Below are 21,529 nucleotides of genomic sequence, written 5' to 3' on the forward strand. Positions count from 1 at the left end.
GCGTAGACGGCGACGCTGGCGATACCGGCGTCCGAGCAGGCACGGGCGACGCGGACGGCGATTTCCCCGCGGTTGGCGATGAGCACCTTGCGCACTGTGGCTCCCTTCTTGAACCTCGTTGAGTTTATGGATTCCTGGGCGGTACCGGCGAGTAGCCCCAGGTTGTGAACTATCCCACACGCTCGGTGATGGGCTTCCCGCCCCGGCGGGCGGCCCCGCGGACGACTCCGCAGGTCGGCGCCGGGCGGCCCGGGCCGCAGGGGGCCACGGCGGGTGACCGGCGGGCGGCGTGGCGGCACGTGGCATGGGCCACAGTCCCGCGCGGGCCGCTCACGCGGCACCGGCGCGGGCGGCGGGACGCCGCAGCGCCTCGGCCGTCACGTCGGCCGCCACCTCGACCATGTCCGGCCCGTAGGCCTCCGGGTTGACCACCCGCAGGACGAGCGCGAAGGTGCCGTCCTGCCCGTACGTCCGGGCGAGTTCGCGGTGGTGCGCCACCAGGTGGCGCACCCCGGCCTGGTTGGCGATGCCGGTCTGGCCGGCGACCAGGAACACCGGGCGGCCGCCGTCCGGGGTGGCGAGCCGGGCGAGCAGGACGTGCGCCTGATCGCGGTCGGCGGTGTAGTCGCGCTCGCCCACCACGATCACGTTGCTGCCGGGCCCCGGCCCGGAGGTGACGAGCACGCCGGGCAGACCCCAGGCCAGGTGCGCGGCCATCCGCTCGTTGCTGACCGGACCGCCCAGGCACAGTTCGGTCTTGGTGCCCAGGCCGCGGTGCGCGGCGTCGTGGGCGACCAGTTCGGGGCGTGCCCCGCACTCCTCGACCAGCCCGGCCAGCCACATCAGCGCGTAGGCGTCGCGCCGGGTGACGGTGTTGGCGTGCGAGCCCGTCCCGATGCTGCGGGGCACCACGATCAGGCACTCGCTGCCGTTCGGCAGTCCGAGGAACGCCCGTACCCGCTCGACCCTGCGGCGTCGCCGCAGCACCTGGGCCAGCCAGCCGAGGCCGGCGCTGATCGCGCTGGCGACCAGGCCGAGCACCACGTTGAGCACGCTGTCGGTCACCTGTCGCACCCCCTCCCGTTCGGGACCGTGGCCAGCTTATGGGGGTGCGATCCCGCTGTCGTCGGCCGGTTGACCCAGGCCTGCCGCCCGGATTTTGTCGGATCCGGACCGTCCGGTCAGCCGTCGTTGCGGGCCCAGAGGTCCGTGATGCGCACGTCCAGGTCGGCGAGCAGGCGGCGCAGCAGCGGCAGGGAGAGGCCGATGACGTTGCCCGGGTCGCCGTCGATGCCGTCGACGAACGGCGCGGAGCGGCCGTCCAGGGTGAACGCCCCGGCCACGTGCAGCGGTTCGCCCGAGGCGACGTAGGCGGCGATCTCGGCGTCGTCCGGGGTGCCGAAGCGGACGGTGGTGGAGGCGGTGGCCGAGGACTGCCGGCCGGTCGTGGTGTCGATCACGCAGTGGCCGGTGCGCAGCACGCCGGCGCGCCCGCGCATGGACTGCCAGCGGGCCAGGGCCTCCTCGGCGTCGGCGGGCTTGCCGAGGGCCTCGCCGTCCAGCTCCAGGACGGAGTCGCAGCCGATCACCAGCTCGCCGTCGGCGAGTTCGGCGGCGACGGCCTTCGCCTTGGCCTCGGCCAGGACGAGGGCGAGCTCGGCGGGGGTGGCGGCGGTGATCGCGTCCTCGTCGACGCCGCTGACCACCACGCGCGGGTCGAGGCCCGCCTGGCGCAGCAGCCCGAGGCGGGCGGGGGAGGCGGAGGCGAGGACGAGGGTGCGCTGGTCGGTCATGCCCACCAGCGTAGGGGGTGCCCGTGTCCGCCGTTCGGGTGAACGGCCCGGCTGGACGGCGCAGCCGGAGGGCCCGGCCGGACGGCTCAGCTGAACGGCTGGGAGAGCATCATCAGCACGGCGCCGACCAGGACCAGGACGGCGAGCACCTTGCCGGCCCGCTGCATCCGCTCCTGCATCCGACGGGCCTCGGGCGAGGGCTCGTCGCGGGGATCTGACCAGAGCACCCGTCCAGAGTGCGCCGCCCGGGAGCGTGGGCACCTGAGTATCCGTACTCAGGTTTCGGGCGCAGCGGGCACAGCGGGCGCCCGACGGCGCGCGGAGCGGGAAGTCGGCGGGGCCGACCTCCCGCTCCGCGCGGCGGGCGTCAGTGCGCCCAGCCCGAGGTCCGCCAGGCGTTCACGCCCGGGCGGACGGCGGGGCGCAGCAGGCGGGCACGGTCGTTCCAGGGGGAGGCCGGGCCGGCACCGGCCAGACGCGCCGCCTCGGCGGCGGCCTGCGCGGCGGCGGCCCGGGCCTGGACCACCGCCAGGACGGTGGCCAGCTCCTCGGGGGTCGGCTGCCCGTGCAGTACGTGGATCGGGGACATGGCTGGTTCTCTCCCGACAGGGACGGGGCCTACAGGGGGATGTTGCCGTGCTTCTTCGGCGGCAGCACCTCGCGCTTGCCGCGCAGCGCCCGCAGGCCGCGGACGATGTGCCGGCGGGTCTCGCTCGGGGCGATCACCGCGTCCACGTAGCCGCGCTCGGCCGCCAGGTACGGGTTCAGCAGGGTGTCCTCGTACGAGGAGATCAGCTCGGCCCGCTTCTCCTCGACGGTGCCGGCCGCCTCGGCCTCGGCGATCTCCCGGCGGTGCAGGATGTTGACCGCGCCCTGCGCGCCCATCACGGCGATCTGCGCGGTCGGCCAGGCCAGGTTGAGGTCGGCGCCCAGGTGCTTGGAGCCCATGACGTCGTACGCGCCGCCGAAGGCCTTGCGGGTGATCACGGTGATCAGCGGGACGGTGGCCTCGGCGTAGGCGTAGATCAGCTTGGCGCCGCGCCGGATGATGCCGTCCCACTCCTGCTCGGTGCCGGGCAGGAAGCCGGGCACGTCCACGAAGGTCAGCACCGGGACGTTGAACGAGTCGCAGGTGCGGATGAAGCGGGCGGCCTTCTCGCTGGCGTTGATGTCCAGGCAGCCGGCCAGGTCCATCGGCTGGCTGCCGACGATGCCGACGGACTGGCCCTCGACCCGGCCGAAGCCGGTGATGATGTTGCCCGCGTACAGCGGCTGGGTCTCCAGGAACTCGCCGTCGTCGACGATGTGCTCGATCACCTTGCGCATGTCGTACGGCTGGTTCGCCGAGTCCGGCACGATGGTGTCGAGTTCGAGGTCCTCCTCGGTGATCGCGAGGTCGGCCTGCTCGGGGTAGGACGGCGGGTCGCTGAGGTTGTTGGACGGCAGGTACGAGAGCAGGCTCTTGACGTACTCGACCGCCTCCTTCTCGTCCGCGGCCAGGTAGTGCGCGTTGCCCGACTTGGTGTTGTGGGTGCGCGCGCCGCCCAGCTCCTCCATGCCGACGTCCTCGCCGGTGACGGTCTTGATCACGTCCGGGCCGGTGATGAACATGTGCGAGGTCTGGTCGGCCATCACCACGAAGTCGGTGATCGCGGGGGAGTACACCGCGCCGCCCGCGCAGGGGCCCATGATCAGCGAGATCTGCGGGATGACGCCGGAGGCGTGCACGTTGCGGCGGAAGATCTCGCCGTACAGGCCGAGCGAGACCACGCCCTCCTGGATCCGGGCGCCGCCGGAGTCGTTGATGCCGATGACCGGGCAGCCGGTCTTCAGCGCGAAGTCCATCACCTTGACGATCTTCTCGCCGAAGACCTCGCCGAGCGAGCCGCCGAAGACGGTGAAGTCCTGGGCGAACACGGCGACCTGGCGGCCGTCCACGGTGCCGTAGCCGGTCACCACGCCGTCGCCGTACGGCCGGTTCTTCTCCTGGCCGAAGTTGGTCGAGCGGTGCCGGGCGAACTCGTCGAACTCCACGAAGGAGTCCTCGTCCAGCAGCTCCGCGACCCGCTCACGGGCGGTCAGCTTGCCCTTGGCGTGCTGCTTCTCCACGGCCTTCGCGGACCCGGAGTGCACCGCCTCGTCCAGCCTGCGCCGCAGGTCGGCGAGCTTGCCGGCGGTGGTGTGGGGGTCGTACGGCGCCTCGGTCATCCGGTGGCTCTCCCTGATCCATGGCCGCGACCTGTTGACGTGCGCGCGGGGCCGGGTGGTGGGCCCGCGCATGAGGGCAGGGCGGCGCTACGAACTACCGCTGGGTAGCGTAGCCAGCGCAGAGGGCGATGCGTCACGTCCTGGCGTCATGACCATCGACACAGTTTTGTCGGCGGCCTTTCTGCGGGACGATGGGGCGGCCTGCGTCCCGTACCCGATCTAGTGTTTTCCCATGACCGAACCCCAGACCCCCCGCCGCAGCGGACTGCGCGGCTTCGGCCACGCCGGGCCGTCGCCCTGGACCGACCTGGACCGTCCGCCGCTGGACGAGGAGGCACTGCGCCACGACCTGCTCGTCCCGGGCGGCCTGTGGACCTCCCTGGACGTCGTCGCCGAGACCGGCTCCACCAACAGCGACCTCGCCGCCCGGGCCGTGGCGGGCGCCGCGCAGGGCGCGGTGCTGGTGGCCGAGGCGCAGAGCGCCGCCCGCGGCCGGCTGGACCGGCGGTGGACCGCCCCGCCCCGCTCCGGGCTGTTCCTGTCCGTGCTGCTGCGCCCCGAGGAGGTGCCGGTCGAGCGGTACGGCTGGCTGCCGATCCTGGTCGGGGTGGCCGCGGCCAGCACGCTCGGCCGGGTCGCCGGGGTCGAGGTCGGGCTGAAGTGGCCCAACGACCTCCAGGTGGAGATCGACGGCGCGGAGCGCAAGCTCGGCGGCATCCTCACCGAGCTGTCCGGCGGCGCGGTCGTGGTCGGCATGGGCCTCAACGTCTCGCTGCGCGCGCAGGAGCTGCCCGTCCCCACCGCCGCCTCGCTCGCGCTGGCCGGCGCCTCGACCACCGACCGGGGCACCCTGCTGCGCGCCCTGCTGCGCGAGCTCGCCGAGCTGTACCGGGAGTGGACGGCCGCCGCGGGAGACCCGCACGCCAGCGACCTGCTGCGCGCCTACGTGGACCGCTGCAGCACCCTCGGCCGGCAGGTGAAGGTGCACCTGCCGGGCGACCGCGAGCTGGTCGGCGAGGCGGTGGCGGTGGACGGCGACGGGCGGCTGGTGGTCCGCACGCCGGACGGCGTACGCCGGGCGGTCGGTGCCGGGGACGTCGTCCACGTGCGCCCCGAGCCCCGCTGAACGGCAGTCTTCACCTCCCCTTGACCCGGGCTGATGCCCCGGATCCGACGATTCCGTGCGAACATTCCACCTGGCAGCGGTGTGAGGCGCGCCACTGCCCGCCCGGGTGGCGGACGGCGCGCCCGGACAGGTAGGACACGAGGCGAGTGCGGCGATCGCACGGGGACGGACCGGTGGCAGAGGACGGCAGCAGCGGCGCGACGGCGGGCAACAACGACCCCACGGTCGCGCTCGAACTGGAACGCCTGATCCTGGACGCGCCGCGCCGCTACACCCCGTACCAGGCCGCGCGCGCCGCCGACGTCCCGATGGAGCTGGCCACCCGGTTCTGGCGCGCCATGGGCTTCCCCGACATCGGCCAGTCCCGGGCGCTCACCGACGGTGACGTGATCGCGCTGCGGCGACTGGCCGGCCTGGTCGAGTCCGGGCTGCTCAGCGAGTCGATGGCGATCCAGGTGGCCCGCTCCACCGGCCAGACCACGGCCCGGCTGGCCGGCTGGCAGATGGACACCTTCCTGGAGAACCTCACCCAGTCCGTCGAGCCCGGGCTGACGCGGGCCGACGTCGCGTACCCGCTGGTCGAGCTGCTGCTGCCGGAGCTGGAGCAGTTCCTGGTGTACGTCTGGCGGCGCCAGCTGGCGGCCGTCACCGGCCGGGTGGTGCAGGCCGCCGAGGACAACGAGATCACCAGCGGGCGGCTCGCCGTCGGCTTCGCCGACCTGGTCGGCTTCACCCGGCTGTCCCGGCGGCTGGAGGAGGAGGAGCTCGGCGAGCTGGTCGAGACCTTCGAGAACACCTGTTCGGACCTGATCGCCGGCCAGGGCGGCCGGGTGATCAAGACGCTCGGCGACGAGATCCTCTACGTCTCCGAGGACCCGGCGACCGCCGCCGAGATCGCGCTGAGCCTGATCGAGGCACTGGCCGGGGACGACACCATCCCGCCGCTGCGGGTCGGCATGGCCTTCGGCACGGTCACCTCGCGGATGGGCGACGTCTTCGGCACCACCGTCAACCTGGCCAGTCGGCTGACCTCGATCGCGCCCAAGGACGCGGTGCTGATCGACGGCGAGTTCGCCGCCGCGCTGGAGCAGAACGGCAGCGTCGCCCCGGCCGACTCGGAGGGACCGGGCTTGGCCGAGGCGCTGTCGGCCGCGGCCGGGATGCCCGCCTCCGGGCTGCCGATGCCGGGCCCGGAGGCCGGGGCCCGGTTCCACCTCCAGCCGATGTGGCGGCGGCCGGTGCGCGGGCTCGGGCTGGTCGAGCCGTGGCTGCTCACCCGGCGGCTGACGGCCGAGTAGCGTCCCGCGGCCGGGCCGGCGCGGCGGCGCGCCCGGGGTGGAAGGCATGGCGGCCCGTCCACGGGGAAGGCATGGCGGCCCGGCCACGGGGAAGGCGTGTGGGGCGGGGGAAGCCGCCCGCGCCGCGGACGTTCGTGGGCGCGCCCTCCCGTGGCGGAGCGGGTTTCCCGGGTGCCGAACGGTTGAAACCCGTACGGTCGGCTGCGGGTCCGTCCGGGCAAACGGGGCATAACCGAATGAAACCGCCATAGTCTTGGTGCAAGCGGCCGGTCGGGTGCAGCCGGCCGGCGGGGGTCTGGCAGGACCGAGCACAGGGAGCGAGGCGAGCCGGTGAGCAGTGAGGCGATCATGACGGACCGCGGCTGCGACTGCGGCGGTCCCCACCACCCCGACCCGCTGCCCGACCTGAGGCTGCAGTCCGTGGTCGAGCTCGCCCAGGACATGGCCGGCGCGCTCACCCCGCTGGAGGCCGTCCGGGCCGCCGCCACCCGGGCCACCGAGGCGCTCGGCGCCACCATGGCCGCCGTCTCGGTCTGGGACCGCGAGTCCGGCCGGCTGCGGGTCCTGGTCAACCACGGCGAACTCGCCCCGGGCGAGGAGGAACTACCCGAGGACGAGTCGTACCCGGTCGCCGACTTCCCCGAGATCGTCACGTACCTGGAGGAGCGCTGGACCACCGGGCGGCTGCCGCGCGCCTGGCTGCAGAGCGCCGAGAACAGCGAGCAGCACGCCGGGCACGCCCACCCGACCGCCGGCGCGTACTGCCAGGAACGCGCCGCGGCGCTGCGCCGGCGCGGGCGGGCCTGCTGCGTGGTCGCGCCGATCGTGCTGCACGGCCAGGCCTGGGGCGAGCTCTACCTCGCCCGCTCGGCCGGGATGCCCGAGTTCACCGAGGCCGACGCCGACTACGCGACACTGCTCGCCGCCCAGGTCTCGGCCGGACTGGCCCAGACCGAGCGCCTCGCCGACCTGCGCAAGCTCGCCTTCTCCGACCCCCTCACCGGCCTGGCCAACCGGCGCGCCGTCGACGCCCGGCTGGAGGGCGCGCTGGAGGCGCACAACCGGGACGACACCGTGGTCTCGCTGGTGGTCTGCGACGTCAACGGGCTGAAGCGGGTCAACGACCAGCTCGGCCACGAGATGGGCGACCGGCTGCTGGAGCGGTTCGCCCACCAGCTCTCGCTGGCCGCCGCCAAACTCCCCGGCAGCCTCGCCGCCCGCCTCGGCGGCGACGAGTTCTGCCTGCTGGTGGAGGGACAGAAGGCCGACGAGGTGGTCGCCGTCGCCGAGGAACTGTGCGCCCGGGCCCTCGCGCTCTCCGAGGGCGAGGGGGTGGCCTGCGGCGTCGCCTCCACCGGGGACTCGATCGGTCCCGTCACCACCCCCGACCGGCTGTTCCGGCTCGCCGACGCCGCCCAGTACCGGGCCAAGGCGGCCCGGGCCGCCCACCCCGTGGTCGCCGGGCGCAGCCACGGCCCCGGCTTCTCGCCCGACCCCACCGTGCTGCTCGCCGACGCCGCCGACCCGCACCACCGGGCGGACGGGCGGCGCGGGCCCGGCGGCCGGGCCGGGGCGGGCGACCGGCGGCGGTTCCGCGGCGCCGCCCACAGCGCCGACCCGGGGCAGCTGCTCACCGCCGTGCTCGCCTCCCTCGACCAGGCCGCCACGGCCCGGGCCGTCCACCCGGCGGACACCCTCGGCAAGCTGGTCGTGGTCGCCGAGGCCTCCGCCCGGCTGCTGGACGCCGTCGGCTGGTGGGTCTCGTACGTTCCGCCGGGCTCCCACTTCATGCGCACCGCCCAGCACGCCGTCTACCGGATGACCAGCGGCCCCAGCAACGTCCGCGCCGAGACCCAGCGGGCCCGGATCGAGGCCCCCGACGCGGTCTTCGACCTCCGGCACTACCCGATGACCCGCCGCGCCGTCCGCGGCGGCGCCTTCGCCCTGCGGGCGGGCGCGGCCGGCAACGACCCGGCGGAGGAGGCGATGCTCGTCGTCTCCGGCTACCGGGGCATGGTCGCGGCCGGCGGCCAGAACCCGGCCGGCGGCTGGCTGGTGGAGCTCTTCGCCGACGACGCCACCCTGCCGCTGGGTCAGGCCGCCTGCGCCATGCGGGCCCTGGTCTCGGTCGCCCTGGCCGGCCCGGCCTCGCCGCCGGCCGCCTGACCGGGCGAGCCGGCGGCCGGGGGCCGGGGGCCGCGGCGCTGCTGCGCTGCTGTGCGTGCCGCTCGCGGTGCCGGCCGCGGTCCGGTTCAGGCGCCGGAACCGCCGTCGGCCGCGGGTGGGGCGAGGGCCCGGAGGGCGGCGTCGACCAGGCGGTCGGCGTGCTCGTGGGTGAGCGGGCCGAGCCGGAACTGCCAGCGGTAGTTGAGCGGGCCGTAGAAGAGTTCGATGGCCAGGTCGAGGTCGGTGCCGGGGGCGAGTTGGCCGGCCTCGCGGGCCTTGCGGAGGCGGTCGCGGGTGGCCTCCAGCAGCGGGTCCAGCAGGCGGGTGCGGTACTCGGCGTGCAGCGCGGGGTCGTTGAGGATCTCGGCGAGGAGTGCGCGGAAGGTGCGGTCGGCGCCCGGGTCGGCGAGCTCGTCGCTGGTGGGGCGCAGGACGGCGCGGAGGTCGGCGGCGAGGTCGCCGGTGTCGGGGAGGGCGAGGCTGCCCTCGTGCTCGCTGGCGGCGAGGAAGGCGTCGAAGACCACCGCCCCCTTCGAGGGCCACCACCGGTAGATGGTCTGCTTGCCGACGCCGGCCCGGGCGGCGATCGCCTCGATGCTGGTCCCGCCGTAGCCGACCTCGGCGACGAGTTCGGCGGCGGCGGTGAGGACGGCGGCGCGTGCGCGCTCGCTGCGGCGGGCGGGGTCGGGAGCGGTTCTGGAGGCCATGGAAAAAATTCTATGCGAAATGGCGAGACGAGACGTATTGTCTTCTCAAGACATCGCGAGACGGTACGTCTCGTCTCAGTCGCTATCCCCGGAGGTGCCCGTGAACCGCCCCGCACACATCCTGATGGTCTCCATCCCGGCCCATGGGCACGTCAACCCCAGCCTCGCCGTGATCACCGAGCTGGTCGCCCGGGGCCACCGGGTCAGCTACGTCAACGACCCCTCCTTCCGGGAGACCGTCGAGTCCACCGGCGCCACCTTCGTCCCGTACCCGACGAAGCTGCCGCTCGCCGACGACCCGAACGGCTGGATGGGGGACCCGGTGGCGATCCAGGAGCTGTTCCTGGACGACGCCCTCTCCATGTGGCCGGTCCTGCTGGAGGCCTTCGCCGACGACCGACCCGACCTGGTGCTCTGCGACATCGCGGGCTTCGCGGCCCGGGCGCTCGGCGAGCGGCTGGGGGTGCCGGTCGTGCAACTGTCGCCCACCTTCGTCGGCTGGGAGGGCTTCGAGCAGGACCTGGCGGAGGCCTTCGACGCGATCCGCACCGGTCCGGGCGGCGCCGAGCACTACCGCCGGTTCGCCGACTGGCTGGCCGAGGCCGGCACGGTGCAGCGCGACGTGGACGCCTTCAAGAACCGCCCGGAGCGGGCGATCGCCCTGGTCCCGCGCGCCCTGCAGCCCAACGCCGACCGGGTCGACGAGCAGCGGATCAGCTTCGTCGGGCCCTGCTTCGGCGACCGGGCCCACCAGGGGCGGTGGCAGCGGCCGGCCGGCGCCGAGAAGGTGCTGCTGGTCTCGCTGGGTTCGGCCTTCACCCACCACCCGGCGTTCTACCGGGCCTGCGTCCAGGCCTTCGGCGACCTGCCCGGCTGGCACACCGTGCTCCAGATCGGGCAGCACACCGGCCTGGCGGAGCTCGGCGAGGTGCCGGACACCGTCGAGGTGCACCGCTGGGTGCCGCAGCTGTCGGTGCTCGCCCAGGCGGACGCCTTCGTCACCCACGCGGGCATGGGCGGCTCCAGTGAGGGGCTGTTCCACGCGGTGCCGATGATCGCGGTGCCGCAGGCCACCGACCAGTTCGCCAATGCGGACGCCTTGGTGGGCCTCGGCGTCGCCCGCCGGCTGGACACCGAGCGGGCCACCGCGCCGGCGCTGCGCGCCGCTCTGCTGGAGCTGGTCGGTGACCCGGCGGTGGCCGAACGGCTGCGCGAGCTGTCCGCCGCCGGGCGGGCCGAGGGCGGCACCGTACGGGCGGCGGACCTGATCGAGGCCGAACTCGTGCGGTGACGCGGCGGCCGGGCGGGCGGACGGCGGACGGCGGACAGGCGGACGGGGAGGGGGCGGGCAGCCGGGGCCACGGCGTGCGGTGCCGATCCGGAGGGCGGAGAATCCGGATGGCGAACACCTGTTGTCATATCTTCATTCACCTGATGTGATGGTGTATATGGATATGCACAGTGCTGTGGCCCCCGACGCTCCGCTGGTCCTGGTCGGCAAGGCCGACGTCAGCGCCGAGGACGTCCTCGCCGTCGCCCGGGACAACGCCCGGGTCGAGATCGGTCCCGACGCGCAGGCCGAGATGGCCGCCGCCCGGGCGCGGATCGACGCCCTCGCGGCCGAACCGCGCCCCGTCTACGGCGTGTCGACCGGCTTCGGTGCGCTCGCCGTGCGCCACATCAGCCCCGAGCTGCGCGCCCAGCTGCAGCGCTCGCTGGTGCGCTCGCACGCCGCCGGCATGGGGCCGGTGGTCGAGCGCGAGGTGGTCCGCGCGCTGATGTTCCTGCGGATGAAGACCCTGGCCTCCGGCCGCACCGGCGTCCGTCCGCTGGTCGCGCAGACCATGGCCGCCCTGCTCAACGCCGGCATCACCCCGGTGGTGCGGGAGTTCGGCTCGCTCGGCTGCTCCGGCGACCTCGCGCCGCTGTCCCACTGCGCACTGGTCCTGATGGGCGAGGGCACGGCCACCGGCCCGGACGGCGTGGAGAAGCCCGCCGCCGAACTGCTCGCCGCCGCCGGGATCGAGCCCGTCGAGCTGCTGGAGAAGGAGGGCCTCGCCCTCATCAACGGCACCGACGGCATGCTCGGCATGCTGGTGATGGCCATCGCCGACCTCCAGCTGCTGTTCACCACCGCCGACATCACCGCCGCGATGAGCCTGGAGGCGCTCCTCGGCACCGACAAGGTGCTCGCCCCCGAGCTGCACGCCCCGATCCGCCCGCACCCCGGCCAGGCGCTCAGCGCCGCCAACATGCTCGCCGTCCTCAAGGACTCCGGCCTCACCGGCCACCACCAGGACGACGCGCCGCGGGTCCAGGACGCCTACTCGATCCGCTGCGCCCCGCAGGTGGCCGGCGCCGGCCGGGACACCCTGGCGCACGCCCGGCTGGTCGCCTCGCGCGAGCTGGCCGCCTCGGTCGACAACCCGGTGGTGCTGCCGGACGGCCGGGTGGAGTCCAACGGCAACTTCCACGGCGCCCCGGTCGCCTACGTGCTGGACTTCCTCGCCATCGCCGCCGCCGACCTCGGCTCGATCTCCGAGCGCCGCACCGACCGGCTGCTCGACAAGGCCCGCTCGCACGGCCTGCCGGCCTTCCTGGCCGACGACCCGGGCGTGGACTCCGGCCTGATGATCGCCCAGTACACCCAGGCGGCGCTGGTCAGCGAGAACAAGCGGCTCGCCGTCCCGGCCTCGGTCGACTCGATCCCCTCCTCCGCGATGCAGGAGGACCACGTCTCGATGGGCTGGTCGGCCGCGCGCAAGCTGCGCCAGGCAGTGGCCAACCTCGGCCGCATCCTCGCCGTCGAACTCACCGCCTCCGCCCGCGCGCTGGAGATCCGTCAGCAGGCCGACGGCGTCGGCGGGCTCGCCCCCGCCACCGCGGCGGCGACGGCCGCCGCCCGGGAGGCCGGGGTCGGCGGCGCCGGCCGCGACCGCTTCCTCTCGCCGGACCTGGAGGCGGCCGCCGAGCTGGTCGCCTCCGGCGCGCTGGTGCGGGCGGTCGAGCGGGTCACCGGCCCGCTGGCCTGAGGCCCCGCCGGCCCGGGACGCGGCGACGCCGCGGAGCGACGGGGGCTCAGTCCCAGTCGCTCCGCGGCGAGCGCTCCCCGCGGTTGCCGCGATTGCGCAGCTCGCCCAGGGCGGCCGCCAGGTTGACCCCGACGATGCCCGCCCAGCAGACCACCAGGCCGGCGAAGCCGCCGCTCTCCGGGCTGCCCGCGATCGCCGTCAGCGGGATGCCGAGGACCAGCGAGGTCACCGCGAGTCCGGTGCCGGAGCGCTTGCCCCAGCCCGGACGGCGCTGGTGGCCCCGGTGGTGGGAGCGCGGCTCGTAGTCGTCCATCCGCTCGGCGACCGACCGCTCGACCCGGGCGTCCAGCCGGGCGTCGAGCCGCTTCATGAAGGAGTCGACGAGTGCGTCCTCGTACTCCTTGCCGAGTTCCTTGCGGGCCTGGAGGGTGGCGTCGAGGTCGCGCCGCAGTTCGTCCTGACGAGTGTCCATGGGAACAGGGTGGGGCCGCCGCGGCCCCCGGTCCATCCGTTCGCAGGAGGAATCCGGGCGGGCTCAGGGACAAATCAGGGTTACCCCGACCCGCTCGACCCGACCCGATCCGCCCGGCCGCTCGACCCGCGGGACGTCTCACCGGACGTCCCGCCGTACGAGACGTCTTTGCCAGGTGCCGCCCGCTCCTGCACAGTCGTCGTCCGACCCCCTCGCACCCGGAGGTACCGCTGATGACCGCCACCGACGACACCGGCAGCGTCGGCCCCTCCGCCCGGCTGCTCCAGCTCTTCGAGGGCCACCGGCTCACGCCGACCCAGCGCCGGATCGCCCACTCGCTGGTGCGGCACGCCACCGAGGCGCCGTTCCTGTCCAGCGTCGAGGTCGCCGAACTCGCGGGCGTCAGCCAGCCGTCCGTCACCCGCTTCGCGGTCGCGCTCGGGTACGACGGCTACCCGGCGCTGCGCAAGCAGCTGCGCGAACTCGGCGGCGGCGAACAGGCCGCGCCGGAGACCCCGGACGACGCGGTGCGCAACGAGCACCAGCAGGCCGTGCTCGCCGAGATCGCCCACCTGCGCCACCTCGCCGAACTCCTCGCCGACCCGGAGCCGATCACCCGGGCCGCCCGGCTGCTCGCCGCCTCCCGCCCGCTGCCGGTGCTCGGCCTGCGGGCCGCCTCGGCGCAGGCGCGTGGCTTCGCCTACTTCGCGGCCAAGGTGCACCCGGACATCCGGCTGCTGGACGAGGGCGGCAGCATGCTCGCCGACCGGCTGGAGCAGGCCCGGGCGGCCGGGGCCAGCGCACTGCTCTGCTTCGCGCTGCCGCGCTATCCGCGGGAGCTGATGGACGCGCTGACGGTGGCCCGCGAGTGCGGGCTGACGGTGCTCACCGTGGCCGACAGCGCCTTCGCGCCGGTCGCCAAGCTGTCCGACCTGATGCTGCCGGCCGCCGTCGGCACCGGACTGGTCTTCGACACCGCGTGCGCGCCGATGATGCTCGGCCGGGTGCTGCTGCAGTCCATGTGCGACGAACTCCCGGGCGCGGAGGCCCGGTTGGAGGCGATCGAGCAGTCCGCGGCGGCACGTGGGCTGTTCCTGGAATAAGCGCGGCCCGGAGCGGCGGCGGGGGAGTAGCCGTCACGAACCCGGGCATCCCCTCCTGCAGGGGGTGCCACCCATGCACGTGATCCACGAGATGAAGTTCGTAGCCCGTCTCTCCTCCGGCGCCGACGAATGGTCCTGCCCCGCCTGCGGACGCCGCGTCACCCTGCGGCGCCTGCCCGAACCCGAACTGACCGTCCTCGACCCGGGCGACGAGTCGGCCGTCCACGTCGGCGTCATCGAACCCGACGCCCGCGCCGCCGCCGCGGCCGCCGAGAAGTACGGCCTCGGCCCCGTCCAGAACATCCCCCGCCCACCGTCCCCGCCCGCCCCGGACGCCGACGACCGCCGCTGGCTCGCCGAGATCGGCATCGACTGGGACGGCCCCGCCGCGGCCTGAGCGGCCGTGCGTCAGCCCGTTCCGGCTCCGCCGGGCGGGCCCTCCGGCGTGCCTGGGGGTGGGTTCCGGTCATGGCTGATCGGATGGTTGCGGGGTCTGGTCGAAAGCTGGCTGTTTAGTTATATTCAACCGAACCAAGCTTGAATGAATCCATCCGCAGGGAGGCCGGGACTATGGTGCAGCAGGCGAGCGGGCCGCGCGAGGTGCGCGCGGCGCGTGGGACGGGGCTGACGGCGCAGGGGTGGCAGCAGGAGGCCGCCCTGCGGATGCTGATGAACAACCTCGACCCGGAGGTGGCCGAGCACCCGTCGAAGCTGGTCGTGTACGGCGGCACGGGCAAGGCCGCGCGGGACTGGCGGTCCTTCGACGCCATGGTGAGGACGTTGGAGGGCCTGAAGCAGGACGAGACCATGCTGGTCCAGTCCGGCCGCCCGGTCGGCGTGATGCAGACCCACGAGTGGGCGCCGCGCGTGCTGATCGCCAACTCCAACCTGGTCGGCGACTGGGCCAACTGGGAGGAGTTCCGCCGACTGGAGAGCCTCGGGCTCACCATGTACGGGCAGATGACCGCCGGTTCGTGGATCTACATCGGCACCCAGGGCATCCTCCAGGGCACCTACGAGACCTTCGCCGCCGTCGCCAACAAGCGCTACAACGGTTCGCTGGAGGGCACCATCACCCTCACCGCCGGCCTCGGCGGGATGGGCGGCGCCCAGCCGCTGGCCGTCACCATGAACGGCGGCGTGGCGATCTGCATCGACTGCGACCCGTCCCGCATCTCCCGCCGGATCGAGCACCGCTACCTGGACGTCGAGGCCAAGGACCTCGCCCACGCGCTGGAGCTGGCCACCGCCGCCCGCGACAAGAAGCAGCCGCTCTCCATCGGCGTGCTGGGCAACGCCGCCGAGCTGGTCCCGCAGCTGCTCGCGATGGACGCGCCGATCGACATCGTCACCGACCAGACCAGCGCCCACGACCCGCTCAGCTACCTGCCGGTCGGCGTCGCCTTCGACGACATGGCGACCTACGCCGCCGAGAAGCCCGCCGAGTTCACCCAGCGGGCCCGCGAGTCGATGGCCCGGCACGTCGAGGCGATGGTCGGCTTCCTGGACCGCGGCGCCGAGGTCTTCGACTACGGCAACTCGATCCGCGGCGAGGCCCAACTGGCCGGCTACGACCGCGCCTTCGCCTTCCCCGGCTTCGTCCCGGCGTACATCCGCCCGCTGTTCTGCGAAGGCAAGGGCCCGTTCCGCTGGGCGGCGCTGTCCGGCGACCCGCAGGACATCGCCAAGACCGACAAGGCCGTCCTCGACCTCTTCCCGGAGAACGAGTCGCTGCACCGCTGGATCAAGATGGCCCAGGAGAAGGTGCACTTCCAGGGCCTGCCGGCGCGCATCTGCTGGCTCGGCTACGGCGAGCGCGACAAGGCCGGCGAGCGCTTCAACGACATGGTCGCCTCCGGTGAGCTGTCCGCCCCGATCGTCATCGGCCGCGACCACCTGGACTGCGGCTCGGTCGCCTCCCCGTACCGGGAGACCGAGGCGATGCTGGACGGCTCGGACGCGATCGCCGACTGGCCGCTGCTCAACGCCATGGTCAACGTGGCCTCCGGCGCCTCCTGGGTCTCCATCCACCACGGCGGCGGCGTCGGCATCGGCCGCTCGATCCACGCCGGCCAGGTCACCGTCGCCGACGGCACCGCGCTGGCCGGGGAGAAGATCCGCCGGGTGCTCACCAACGACCCGGGCATGGGCGTGATCCGGCACGTGGACGCCGGCTACGACCGGGCCTCCGAGGTCGCCGCCGAGCGTGGGGTTCGCGTCCCGATGGGCGAGCTGTGAGTTCCTCCTTCGAGGAGATGTGGGCGGAGCTGCTCCCCGTGGGCCGCTCCGCCTCCTCCGGCGGCTACCGCCGCTTCGCCTGGAACTCCGCCGACGCCGAGTGCCGCGCCTGGTTCGAGCAGCAGGCCCGCGACCGCGGCCTGACGTACGAGCTGGACCGCAACGGCAACCAGTGGGCCTGGCTGGGCGACCCGAACGGCCAGGGGGCGGTCGTCACCGGCTCGCACCTGGACTCCGTGCCGGACGGCGGCGCCTTCGACGGCCCGCTCGGCGTGGTCTCCTCCTTCGCCGCGCTGGACGAACTGCGCGCCCGCGGCGCCGGGTTCACCAGGCCCCTGGCGATCGTCAACTTCGGCGACGAGGAGGGCGCCCGGTTCGGCGTGGCCTGCATCGGCTCCCGGCTGACGGCCGGCGTGCTGTCGCCGGAGCAGGCGTACGAGCTGCGCGACGCCGACGGCGTCCGGCTGCCCGACGCGATGGAGCGGGCCGGCTACGACCCGACCGCGATCGGCGCGGACGACGACCGGCTGGCCCGGATCGGCGCCTTCGTCGAGCTCCACGTCGAGCAGGGCCGCTGCCTCGCCGAGGGGCAGCCGGTCGGCGTGGCCGGCGCGATCTGGCCGCACGGCCGCTGGCGGTTCGACTTCCACGGCGAGGCCAACCACGCCGGCACCACCCGGATCGAGGACCGCCGCGACCCGATGCTGACGTACGCCAACACCGTGCTCGCGGCCCGCAAGAAGGCGAGGCAGGCGGGTGCGCTCGCCACCTTCGGCAAGGTCGCGGTGGAGCCCAACGGCACCAACGCGATCGCCTCGCTGGTGCGCGGCTGGCTGGACTCCCGGGCGGCCGACGAGCGCACCCTGACCGCGCTGGTCGCCGAGATCGAGCAGGCCGCCGCCGAGCGCGGCGGGCGCGACGGCGTCCGGGTCGAGCTGACCCGCGAGTCCTACACCCCGGTGGTGGACTTCGACGGGCCGCTGCGCGACCGGCTGGCCAAACTGCTGGACGCCCCGGTGCTGCCCACCGGCGCGGGACACGACGCCGGCATCCTGGCCTCCGCGATCCCGACCGCCATGCTGTTCGTGCGCAACCCCACCGGCGTCTCGCACTCCCCGGCCGAGCACGCCGAGCGGGCCGACTGCCTGGCCGGGGTCGCCGCTCTCGCCGACGTACTGGAGGACCTGGCGTGTCATTGACCCCGTCGACCCCCGTGACGTACTGGGCCCGGTACGCCTGGCTGCCGCACGACAACGGGCCGGTGGTCGAGCAGGACGTGCTGATCACCACCGGCCCCGGCGGGCGGATCACCGCCGTCACCCCGGACAGCGGGCCCTGCCCGCCCGGGGCCGTCCGGCTGGAGGGGCTGGCGGTGCCCGGTCAGGCGAACGCCCACTCGCACGCCTTCCACCGGGCGCTGCGCGGGCACGTCCAGGTCGGCTCCGGCACCTTCTGGACCTGGCGCGACACCATGTACCGGTTCGCCGGCGCGCTCGACCCGGACGGCTACCTGGCGCTCGCCACCGCCGTCTACGCCGAGATGGCGCTCGCCGGGATCACCGCGGTCGGCGAGTTCCACTACCTGCACCACGCGCCCGGCGGCGCCCGCTACACCGACCCGAACGCGATGGGCGAGGCGCTGATCGAGGCCGCCGCCCGGGCCGGCATCCGGATCACCCTGCTGGACACCTGCTACCTGTCCTCCGGCTTCGGCGCCGAGCCGACCAGGCCGCAGCTGCGGTTCAGCGACGGCGACGCCGAGGCCTGGGCCGTCCGGGCCGAGGCTCTGAAGCCGCGCGAACACGCCCGGATCGGCGCCGCGATCCACTCCGTCCGGGCCGTCCCGGCCGAGCAGCTGGGCACCGTCGCGCACTGGGCGGCGATGCGCCGGGCGCCGCTGCACGTCCACCTGTCCGAGCAGACCGCCGAGAACGACGCCTGCCTCGCCGCGCACGGCGTCACCCCGACCCGGCTGCTCGCCGACCACGGCGCGCTCGGCCCGCGCACCTCGGCCGTGCACGCCACCCACCTCACCGACGAGGACGTCCGGCTGCTCTCGGACAGCTCCACCACCATCTGCATGTGCCCCACCACCGAGCGGGACCTCGCGGACGGCATCGGCCCGGCTCGCGCGCTCGCCTCGGCGGGCTGCCCGGTCACCCTGGGCAGCGACAGCCACGCCGTGATCGACCCGTTCGAGGAGGCCCGGGCGCTGGAGCTGGACGAGCGGCTGCGCACCCGGACCCGCGGCCACTGGACGGCGAACGCCCTGCTGCGGGCGGGCACCGAGGACGGGCACGCCTCGCTCGGCTGGCCGGAGGCCGGGCGGATCGAGGCCGGGGCGCTCGCCGACTTCACGGTGATCGCGCTGGACACCGTCCGGACGGCGGGCCCGCCGCCCCGGCTCGGCGCGGAGATCGCGGTCTTCGCGGCCTCGGCGGCGGACGTGCGGCACGTGGTGGTCGGCGGGCGGCACGTCGTCCGGGACGGCGTGCACCAGCTGGTGGCAGACGTGCCGGGGGCGCTGCGCTCGGCGATCGGCATGCTGAGTGGCTGACCCGAACGTTCCCCAACTCCCTTCGGAAGGCGTTGTCTTGAGCACCGAGAGCACCTTGATCACGGGCATCGGCAGCCTGGTCACCAACGACCCCGGGCAGGGCGCCGGGCCGCTCGGACTGCTGTCCGACGCGGCCGTGGTCCTGGACGGCGACCGGATCGCCTGGGTCGGTCCGGCCGCGCAGGCCCCGGACGCGGACCGGCGCTTCGATGCCGAGGGCCGGGCGCTGCTGCCCGGCTTCGTCGACTCGCACGCCCACCTGGTGTTCGCCGGCGACCGTACCGCCGAGTTCAACGCCCGGATGTCCGGGCAGTCGTACTCGGCGGGCGGCATCCGCACCACGGTGGCGGCCACCCGGGCGGCGAGCGACGCCGAACTGGAGGCCAACCTGGCGGGGTTCGTCCGGGAGGCGCTGCGCCAGGGCACCACCACCATCGAGTGCAAGTCCGGTTACGGTCTCACCGTCGAGGACGAGGCCCGGGCGCTGCGGATCGCTGCCGGGTACACCCCGGAGACGACGTACCTGGGCGCGCACATCGTGGCCCCCGAGTACGCCGAGGACCCGGCGGGCTATGTGGACCTGGTCACCGGCGAGATGCTGGACGCCTGCGCCCCGCATGCCCGTTGGGTGGACGTGTTCTGCGAGAAGGGCGCGTTTGACGGCGACCAGGCGCGGGCCGTCCTCACCGCGGGCATCGAGCGCGGCCTCACCCCCCGGGTGCACGCCAACCAGCTCACCTACGGGCCCGGCGTGCAGCTCGCGGTGGAGCTGGGGGCCGCCTCGGCGGACCACTGCACCCATCTGACCGATGAGGACGTGGCGGCGCTGGCCGGCTCGGCGACGGTGGCGACCCTGCTGCCGGGGGCGGAGTTCTCCACCCGGGCCGAATACCCGAGCGGGCGCCGGCTGCTGGACGCGGGCGCGGTGGTGGCGCTGTCCACGGACTGCAACCCGGGCTCCAGCTTCACCAGTTCGATGGCGTTCTGCATCGCGGTCGCGGTGCGGGAGATGGGGATGACCCCGGACGAGGCGGTCTGGGCGGCCACGGCGGGCGGCGCCCACGCGCTGCGCCGCACCGACGTGGGGACGGTGGCAGTCGGCTCGCGGGCTGACCTGCTGCTGCTGGACGCGCCCTCGCACGTCCACCTGGCCTACCGCCCGGGCGTGCCGCTGACGGCGGCGGTCTGGCGCGCGGGCGTCCGCGAGGTCTGAGCCTCGGCCGGAAGAGCCCCCGCGGCAGGCGCGGGGGCTCTTCGCTAGTCGGTGGTGAGGTGGTCGAACTCGCCGGACTTGGCATCCTGGAGGAAGACGGTCATGCGGCGGGCTCGGATCGTCTCGGAGCCGGTGACGGACTACATCCGGTACGAGTACGACCTCACGTTCGCCAACGTCGCGGCGGGATGCCAGCCTTTCCATCCGGCATCCGGGTGCTGATCGCGCGCGTCAGCGAACCCGCCGATGGATTGGTGTCACATCAGCCGAGATGGGGGATGGCCCTGCGCTCCAGGAAGTGCTGAAGCCGGAGGCGCTGAGTGTGGTGCATCGGCAATCCTTCAATGTCGCTTGGAGCGACGAACTGAAGGTCGGTGGACTCGTCCGAGATCCGCAGTTCACCGCCCGTGATGCGCGCGGTGAAGCAGACGTTGAACTGCTGCCGGACTTCGCCGTCCGAGTAGGCGATCACGTGTCGGGGGTCGGTGTACGTGCCGACGAGTCCGGTGATTTCGACGTCGAGGCCGGTCTCCTCGCGGACCTCGCGGACGGCTGTGTCCGGAAGCGATTCGCCGAGCTCCATCGTTCCGCCCGGAAGCGCATACAGGCCGTTGTCGGTGCGGCGCTGGAGCAGGATGCGTCCTTCGGGATCCGTCACCACCGCGGACGCTGCCACAACCAGCCGGTTCGGCTTGGGCGCGTCGGGATCGTCGTAGAACTCTGTCCGAGCCACGTGATCAGCTCTCCTCCACCGGTAGTGCGGCGTTCCATACTGCGTCGAAGCTTGCAGCATAGGTGTCGAACAGCGTTCCTGTGCCGGTTCGTCGCAGGTGCCAGACGGGTGCTCCGAAGGCGTTGACTCCCCACACGTGTGCATTCACCAGGACTTCGTCATCCGCCCGGTAGAGGCTGTTGTAGAGGGTGGTCCCGTGGGTGCGAATCTCAATGCCCGGTGTGTCGAGCAGCGGGCGGTAGTGCATGAGCGCAAGGTGGCACCTGGATTCGATTCCGTGGCCGAACTTCTCTTCCTCTCCCCGCTGTCTGACGTTCGCGCTGTCAGGGTCGCCGAGTGCGATCCGGACCGCGCAACCCTCGGCAGCGCGTTCCCGAAGCAGATCGTTGAGACGCGGGTACGCCTCGTGGAGAAATACAGCGGCGTAGACCAGCACGTCGATGCGCTCTGCCGCCTTCCCGAGCAGGTCGACGAAGGCGGATGCCGGTAGGTCGGCGCGCTGTTCGTGGAGAGCTACCAGCTCGGGGCCTATCGCCCTTGCGGCGCGCGGCTGCCGCAGGCTCGGCCAGAGTGCGAACATGTCTTCTCCCAGTGCTTCAGCGGCCAGGCGGGCCGTCCCTAACCGGGGCGTCCGGTTCTGATTGGCCCATCGCTCAACCGACTTGGTGTCCACTCCGGCCTTGTCTGCCAGGGCTGCGCACGTCCAGCCGCCCGACGCCATAACGTCTTTCAGTCTCTCGTTCGGCATCTCGCCTGTCTCTCCGTGAAGTCCGAACTTTGGTAGGGACGTTGTACCGCGTGAGGGACGTTCTGAAGTGTCCTTTGCGTGAGGTTTCACCGTCCCGGGCACTGCCGGAAATTGGTGACAGCTCGGCGGGAGGAG

20 protein-coding genes and 2 pseudogenes are annotated in these 21,529 nt (G+C 73.6%); 12 read left to right on the top strand and 10 right to left on the bottom strand.

Annotation, left to right across the window (positions count from 1 at the left end):
- From ACFWP2_RS37395 to ACFWP2_RS37420, 6 genes are all read right to left on the bottom strand, one after another.
- Window positions 1–95, bottom strand: a 95-nt coding sequence (locus ACFWP2_RS37395; RefSeq protein ID WP_380460226.1) for a biotin carboxylase N-terminal domain-containing protein, incomplete at its 3' end; no start/stop codon positions are given.
- 235 nt (window positions 96–330) lie between these two features.
- Window positions 331–1,065 (bottom strand): hypothetical protein, encoded by a 735-nt coding sequence (locus ACFWP2_RS37400; protein ID WP_380460169.1) that lies wholly within the window; start codon window positions 1,063–1,065, stop codon window positions 331–333.
- Window positions 1,066–1,181: 116 nt separating this feature from the next.
- Complete coding sequence (locus ACFWP2_RS37405; protein ID WP_380460171.1) at window positions 1,182–1,793, bottom strand: nucleoside triphosphate pyrophosphatase; 612 nt, start codon at window positions 1,791–1,793, stop codon at window positions 1,182–1,184.
- 86 nt (window positions 1,794–1,879) lie between these two features.
- Window positions 1,880–2,020: a morphogenic membrane protein MmpB gene (gene mmpB, locus ACFWP2_RS37410; protein ID WP_380460173.1), complete on the bottom strand. Its 141-nt coding sequence runs from the start codon at window positions 2,018–2,020 to the stop codon at window positions 1,880–1,882.
- Between the two features lie 140 nt (window positions 2,021–2,160).
- On the bottom strand, window positions 2,161–2,382 hold the full coding sequence (locus ACFWP2_RS37415) for an acyl-CoA carboxylase epsilon subunit (protein ID WP_359828520.1): 222 nt from the start codon (window positions 2,380–2,382) through the stop codon (window positions 2,161–2,163).
- A 29-nt stretch (window positions 2,383–2,411) separates the two neighbouring features.
- Window positions 2,412–4,001 (bottom strand): acyl-CoA carboxylase subunit beta, encoded by a 1,590-nt coding sequence (locus tag ACFWP2_RS37420; RefSeq protein WP_380460175.1) that lies wholly within the window; start codon window positions 3,999–4,001, stop codon window positions 2,412–2,414.
- 232 nt (window positions 4,002–4,233) lie between these two features.
- Between ACFWP2_RS37420 and ACFWP2_RS37425 the strand changes: the two genes are divergently transcribed.
- The 3 genes and pseudogenes from ACFWP2_RS37425 to ACFWP2_RS37435 all read left to right on the top strand — a co-directional run.
- The gene (locus ACFWP2_RS37425; RefSeq protein ID WP_380460177.1) at window positions 4,234–5,127 is read left to right on the top strand and encodes a biotin--[acetyl-CoA-carboxylase] ligase; all 894 of its coding nucleotides are present in this window, start codon (window positions 4,234–4,236) and stop codon (window positions 5,125–5,127) included.
- A 173-nt stretch (window positions 5,128–5,300) separates the two neighbouring features.
- Entirely contained in the window at window positions 5,301–6,425 is a 1,125-nt protein-coding gene (locus tag ACFWP2_RS37430; protein ID WP_380460179.1) for an adenylate/guanylate cyclase domain-containing protein, read from the top strand.
- A 348-nt stretch (window positions 6,426–6,773) separates the two neighbouring features.
- Window positions 6,774–8,021 (top strand): annotated as a pseudogene (locus ACFWP2_RS37435) (diguanylate cyclase domain-containing protein); the annotation flags it as partial.
- 656 nt (window positions 8,022–8,677) lie between these two features.
- Here the strand turns inward: ACFWP2_RS37435 and ACFWP2_RS37440 are convergent.
- Window positions 8,678–9,298, bottom strand: a complete 621-nt coding sequence (locus tag ACFWP2_RS37440) for a TetR/AcrR family transcriptional regulator (protein WP_380460181.1) — start codon at window positions 9,296–9,298, stop codon at window positions 8,678–8,680.
- A gap of 124 nt (window positions 9,299–9,422) precedes the next feature.
- Between ACFWP2_RS37440 and ACFWP2_RS37445 the strand changes: the two genes are divergently transcribed.
- Complete coding sequence (locus ACFWP2_RS37445) at window positions 9,423–10,589, top strand: macrolide family glycosyltransferase (protein ID WP_380460228.1); 1,167 nt, start codon at window positions 9,423–9,425, stop codon at window positions 10,587–10,589.
- A gap of 163 nt (window positions 10,590–10,752) precedes the next feature.
- On the top strand, window positions 10,753–12,330 hold the full coding sequence (hutH, locus tag ACFWP2_RS37450) for a histidine ammonia-lyase (protein ID WP_380460183.1): 1,578 nt from the start codon (window positions 10,753–10,755) through the stop codon (window positions 12,328–12,330).
- A gap of 46 nt (window positions 12,331–12,376) precedes the next feature.
- Here the strand turns inward: hutH and ACFWP2_RS37455 are convergent, their stop codons facing one another.
- On the bottom strand, window positions 12,377–12,802 hold the full coding sequence (locus ACFWP2_RS37455) for a hypothetical protein (protein WP_380460185.1): 426 nt from the start codon (window positions 12,800–12,802) through the stop codon (window positions 12,377–12,379).
- Window positions 12,803–13,035: 233 nt separating this feature from the next.
- On the opposite strand from ACFWP2_RS37455, the gene ACFWP2_RS37460 reads away from it, so the two are divergent.
- The 7 genes and pseudogenes from ACFWP2_RS37460 to ACFWP2_RS37490 all read left to right on the top strand — a co-directional run.
- Complete coding sequence (locus ACFWP2_RS37460; protein WP_380460187.1) at window positions 13,036–13,905, top strand: MurR/RpiR family transcriptional regulator; 870 nt, start codon at window positions 13,036–13,038, stop codon at window positions 13,903–13,905.
- Window positions 13,906–13,978: 73 nt separating this feature from the next.
- Window positions 13,979–14,302 carry a hypothetical protein gene (locus ACFWP2_RS37465; RefSeq protein ID WP_380460189.1) on the top strand — a complete coding sequence of 108 codons (324 nt, stop codon included), beginning with the start codon at window positions 13,979–13,981 and terminating at the stop codon, window positions 14,300–14,302.
- Between the two features lie 173 nt (window positions 14,303–14,475).
- Window positions 14,476–16,143, top strand: a complete 1,668-nt coding sequence (gene hutU, locus ACFWP2_RS37470) for a urocanate hydratase (RefSeq protein ID WP_380460191.1) — start codon at window positions 14,476–14,478, stop codon at window positions 16,141–16,143.
- Between the two features lie 17 nt (window positions 16,144–16,160).
- Window positions 16,161–17,342 (top strand): allantoate amidohydrolase, encoded by a 1,182-nt coding sequence (locus ACFWP2_RS37475; protein ID WP_380460230.1) that lies wholly within the window; start codon window positions 16,161–16,163, stop codon window positions 17,340–17,342.
- Window positions 17,333–18,700, top strand: coding sequence for a formimidoylglutamate deiminase (locus tag ACFWP2_RS37480; protein WP_380460193.1), 1,368 nt, complete (start codon window positions 17,333–17,335; stop codon window positions 18,698–18,700). Before ACFWP2_RS37475 ends, ACFWP2_RS37480 begins: the two co-directional genes overlap by 10 nt.
- 37 nt (window positions 18,701–18,737) lie before the next feature.
- Window positions 18,738–19,913 carry an imidazolonepropionase gene (gene hutI / locus ACFWP2_RS37485; RefSeq protein ID WP_380460195.1) on the top strand — a complete coding sequence of 392 codons (1,176 nt, stop codon included), beginning with the start codon at window positions 18,738–18,740 and terminating at the stop codon, window positions 19,911–19,913.
- 90 nt (window positions 19,914–20,003) lie between these two features.
- A pseudogene (locus ACFWP2_RS37490) lies at window positions 20,004–20,102 on the top strand (DUF6879 family protein); the annotation flags it as partial.
- Window positions 20,103–20,175: 73 nt separating this feature from the next.
- Here the strand turns inward: ACFWP2_RS37490 and ACFWP2_RS37495 are convergent.
- Both ACFWP2_RS37495 and ACFWP2_RS37500 read right to left on the bottom strand, forming a co-directional pair.
- Entirely contained in the window at window positions 20,176–20,646 is a 471-nt protein-coding gene (locus ACFWP2_RS37495; RefSeq protein WP_380460197.1) for an NUDIX domain-containing protein, read from the bottom strand.
- A gap of 4 nt (window positions 20,647–20,650) precedes the next feature.
- A complete protein-coding gene (locus tag ACFWP2_RS37500; protein WP_380460199.1) occupies window positions 20,651–21,394 on the bottom strand; it encodes an XRE family transcriptional regulator in 744 nt (247 codons plus the stop codon).
- Window positions 21,395–21,529 lie beyond the last annotated feature (135 nt).

This window comes from Kitasatospora sp. NPDC058444, from assembly GCF_042721415.1.
Taxonomy (GTDB): domain Bacteria; phylum Actinomycetota; class Actinomycetes; order Streptomycetales; family Streptomycetaceae; genus Kitasatospora.

Bases quoted from the DNA above. Each gene is read 5' to 3' on its own strand.
- ACFWP2_RS37425 (WP_380460177.1), top strand. From the start codon at position 4,234: ATGACCGAACCCCAGACCCCCCGCCGCAGCGGACTGCGCGGCTTCGGC.
- ACFWP2_RS37475 (WP_380460230.1), top strand. From the start codon at position 16,161: ATGTGGGCGGAGCTGCTCCCCGTGGGCCGCTCCGCCTCCTCCGGCGGC.
- ACFWP2_RS37500 (WP_380460199.1), bottom strand. From the start codon at position 21,394: ATGCCGAACGAGAGACTGAAAGACGTTATGGCGTCGGGCGGCTGGACG.
- hutU (WP_380460191.1), top strand. From the start codon at position 14,476: ATGGTGCAGCAGGCGAGCGGGCCGCGCGAGGTGCGCGCGGCGCGTGGG.
- ACFWP2_RS37465 (WP_380460189.1), top strand. From the start codon at position 13,979: ATGCACGTGATCCACGAGATGAAGTTCGTAGCCCGTCTCTCCTCCGGC.
- ACFWP2_RS37460 (WP_380460187.1), top strand. From the start codon at position 13,036: ATGACCGCCACCGACGACACCGGCAGCGTCGGCCCCTCCGCCCGGCTG.
- ACFWP2_RS37420 (WP_380460175.1), bottom strand. From the start codon at position 4,001: ATGACCGAGGCGCCGTACGACCCCCACACCACCGCCGGCAAGCTCGCC.
- hutH (WP_380460183.1), top strand. From the start codon at position 10,753: ATGCACAGTGCTGTGGCCCCCGACGCTCCGCTGGTCCTGGTCGGCAAG.
- ACFWP2_RS37405 (WP_380460171.1), bottom strand. From the start codon at position 1,793: ATGACCGACCAGCGCACCCTCGTCCTCGCCTCCGCCTCCCCCGCCCGC.
- ACFWP2_RS37445 (WP_380460228.1), top strand. From the start codon at position 9,423: ATGGTCTCCATCCCGGCCCATGGGCACGTCAACCCCAGCCTCGCCGTG.
- ACFWP2_RS37455 (WP_380460185.1), bottom strand. From the start codon at position 12,802: ATGGACACTCGTCAGGACGAACTGCGGCGCGACCTCGACGCCACCCTC.
- ACFWP2_RS37415 (WP_359828520.1), bottom strand. From the start codon at position 2,382: ATGTCCCCGATCCACGTACTGCACGGGCAGCCGACCCCCGAGGAGCTG.
- ACFWP2_RS37440 (WP_380460181.1), bottom strand. From the start codon at position 9,298: ATGGCCTCCAGAACCGCTCCCGACCCCGCCCGCCGCAGCGAGCGCGCA.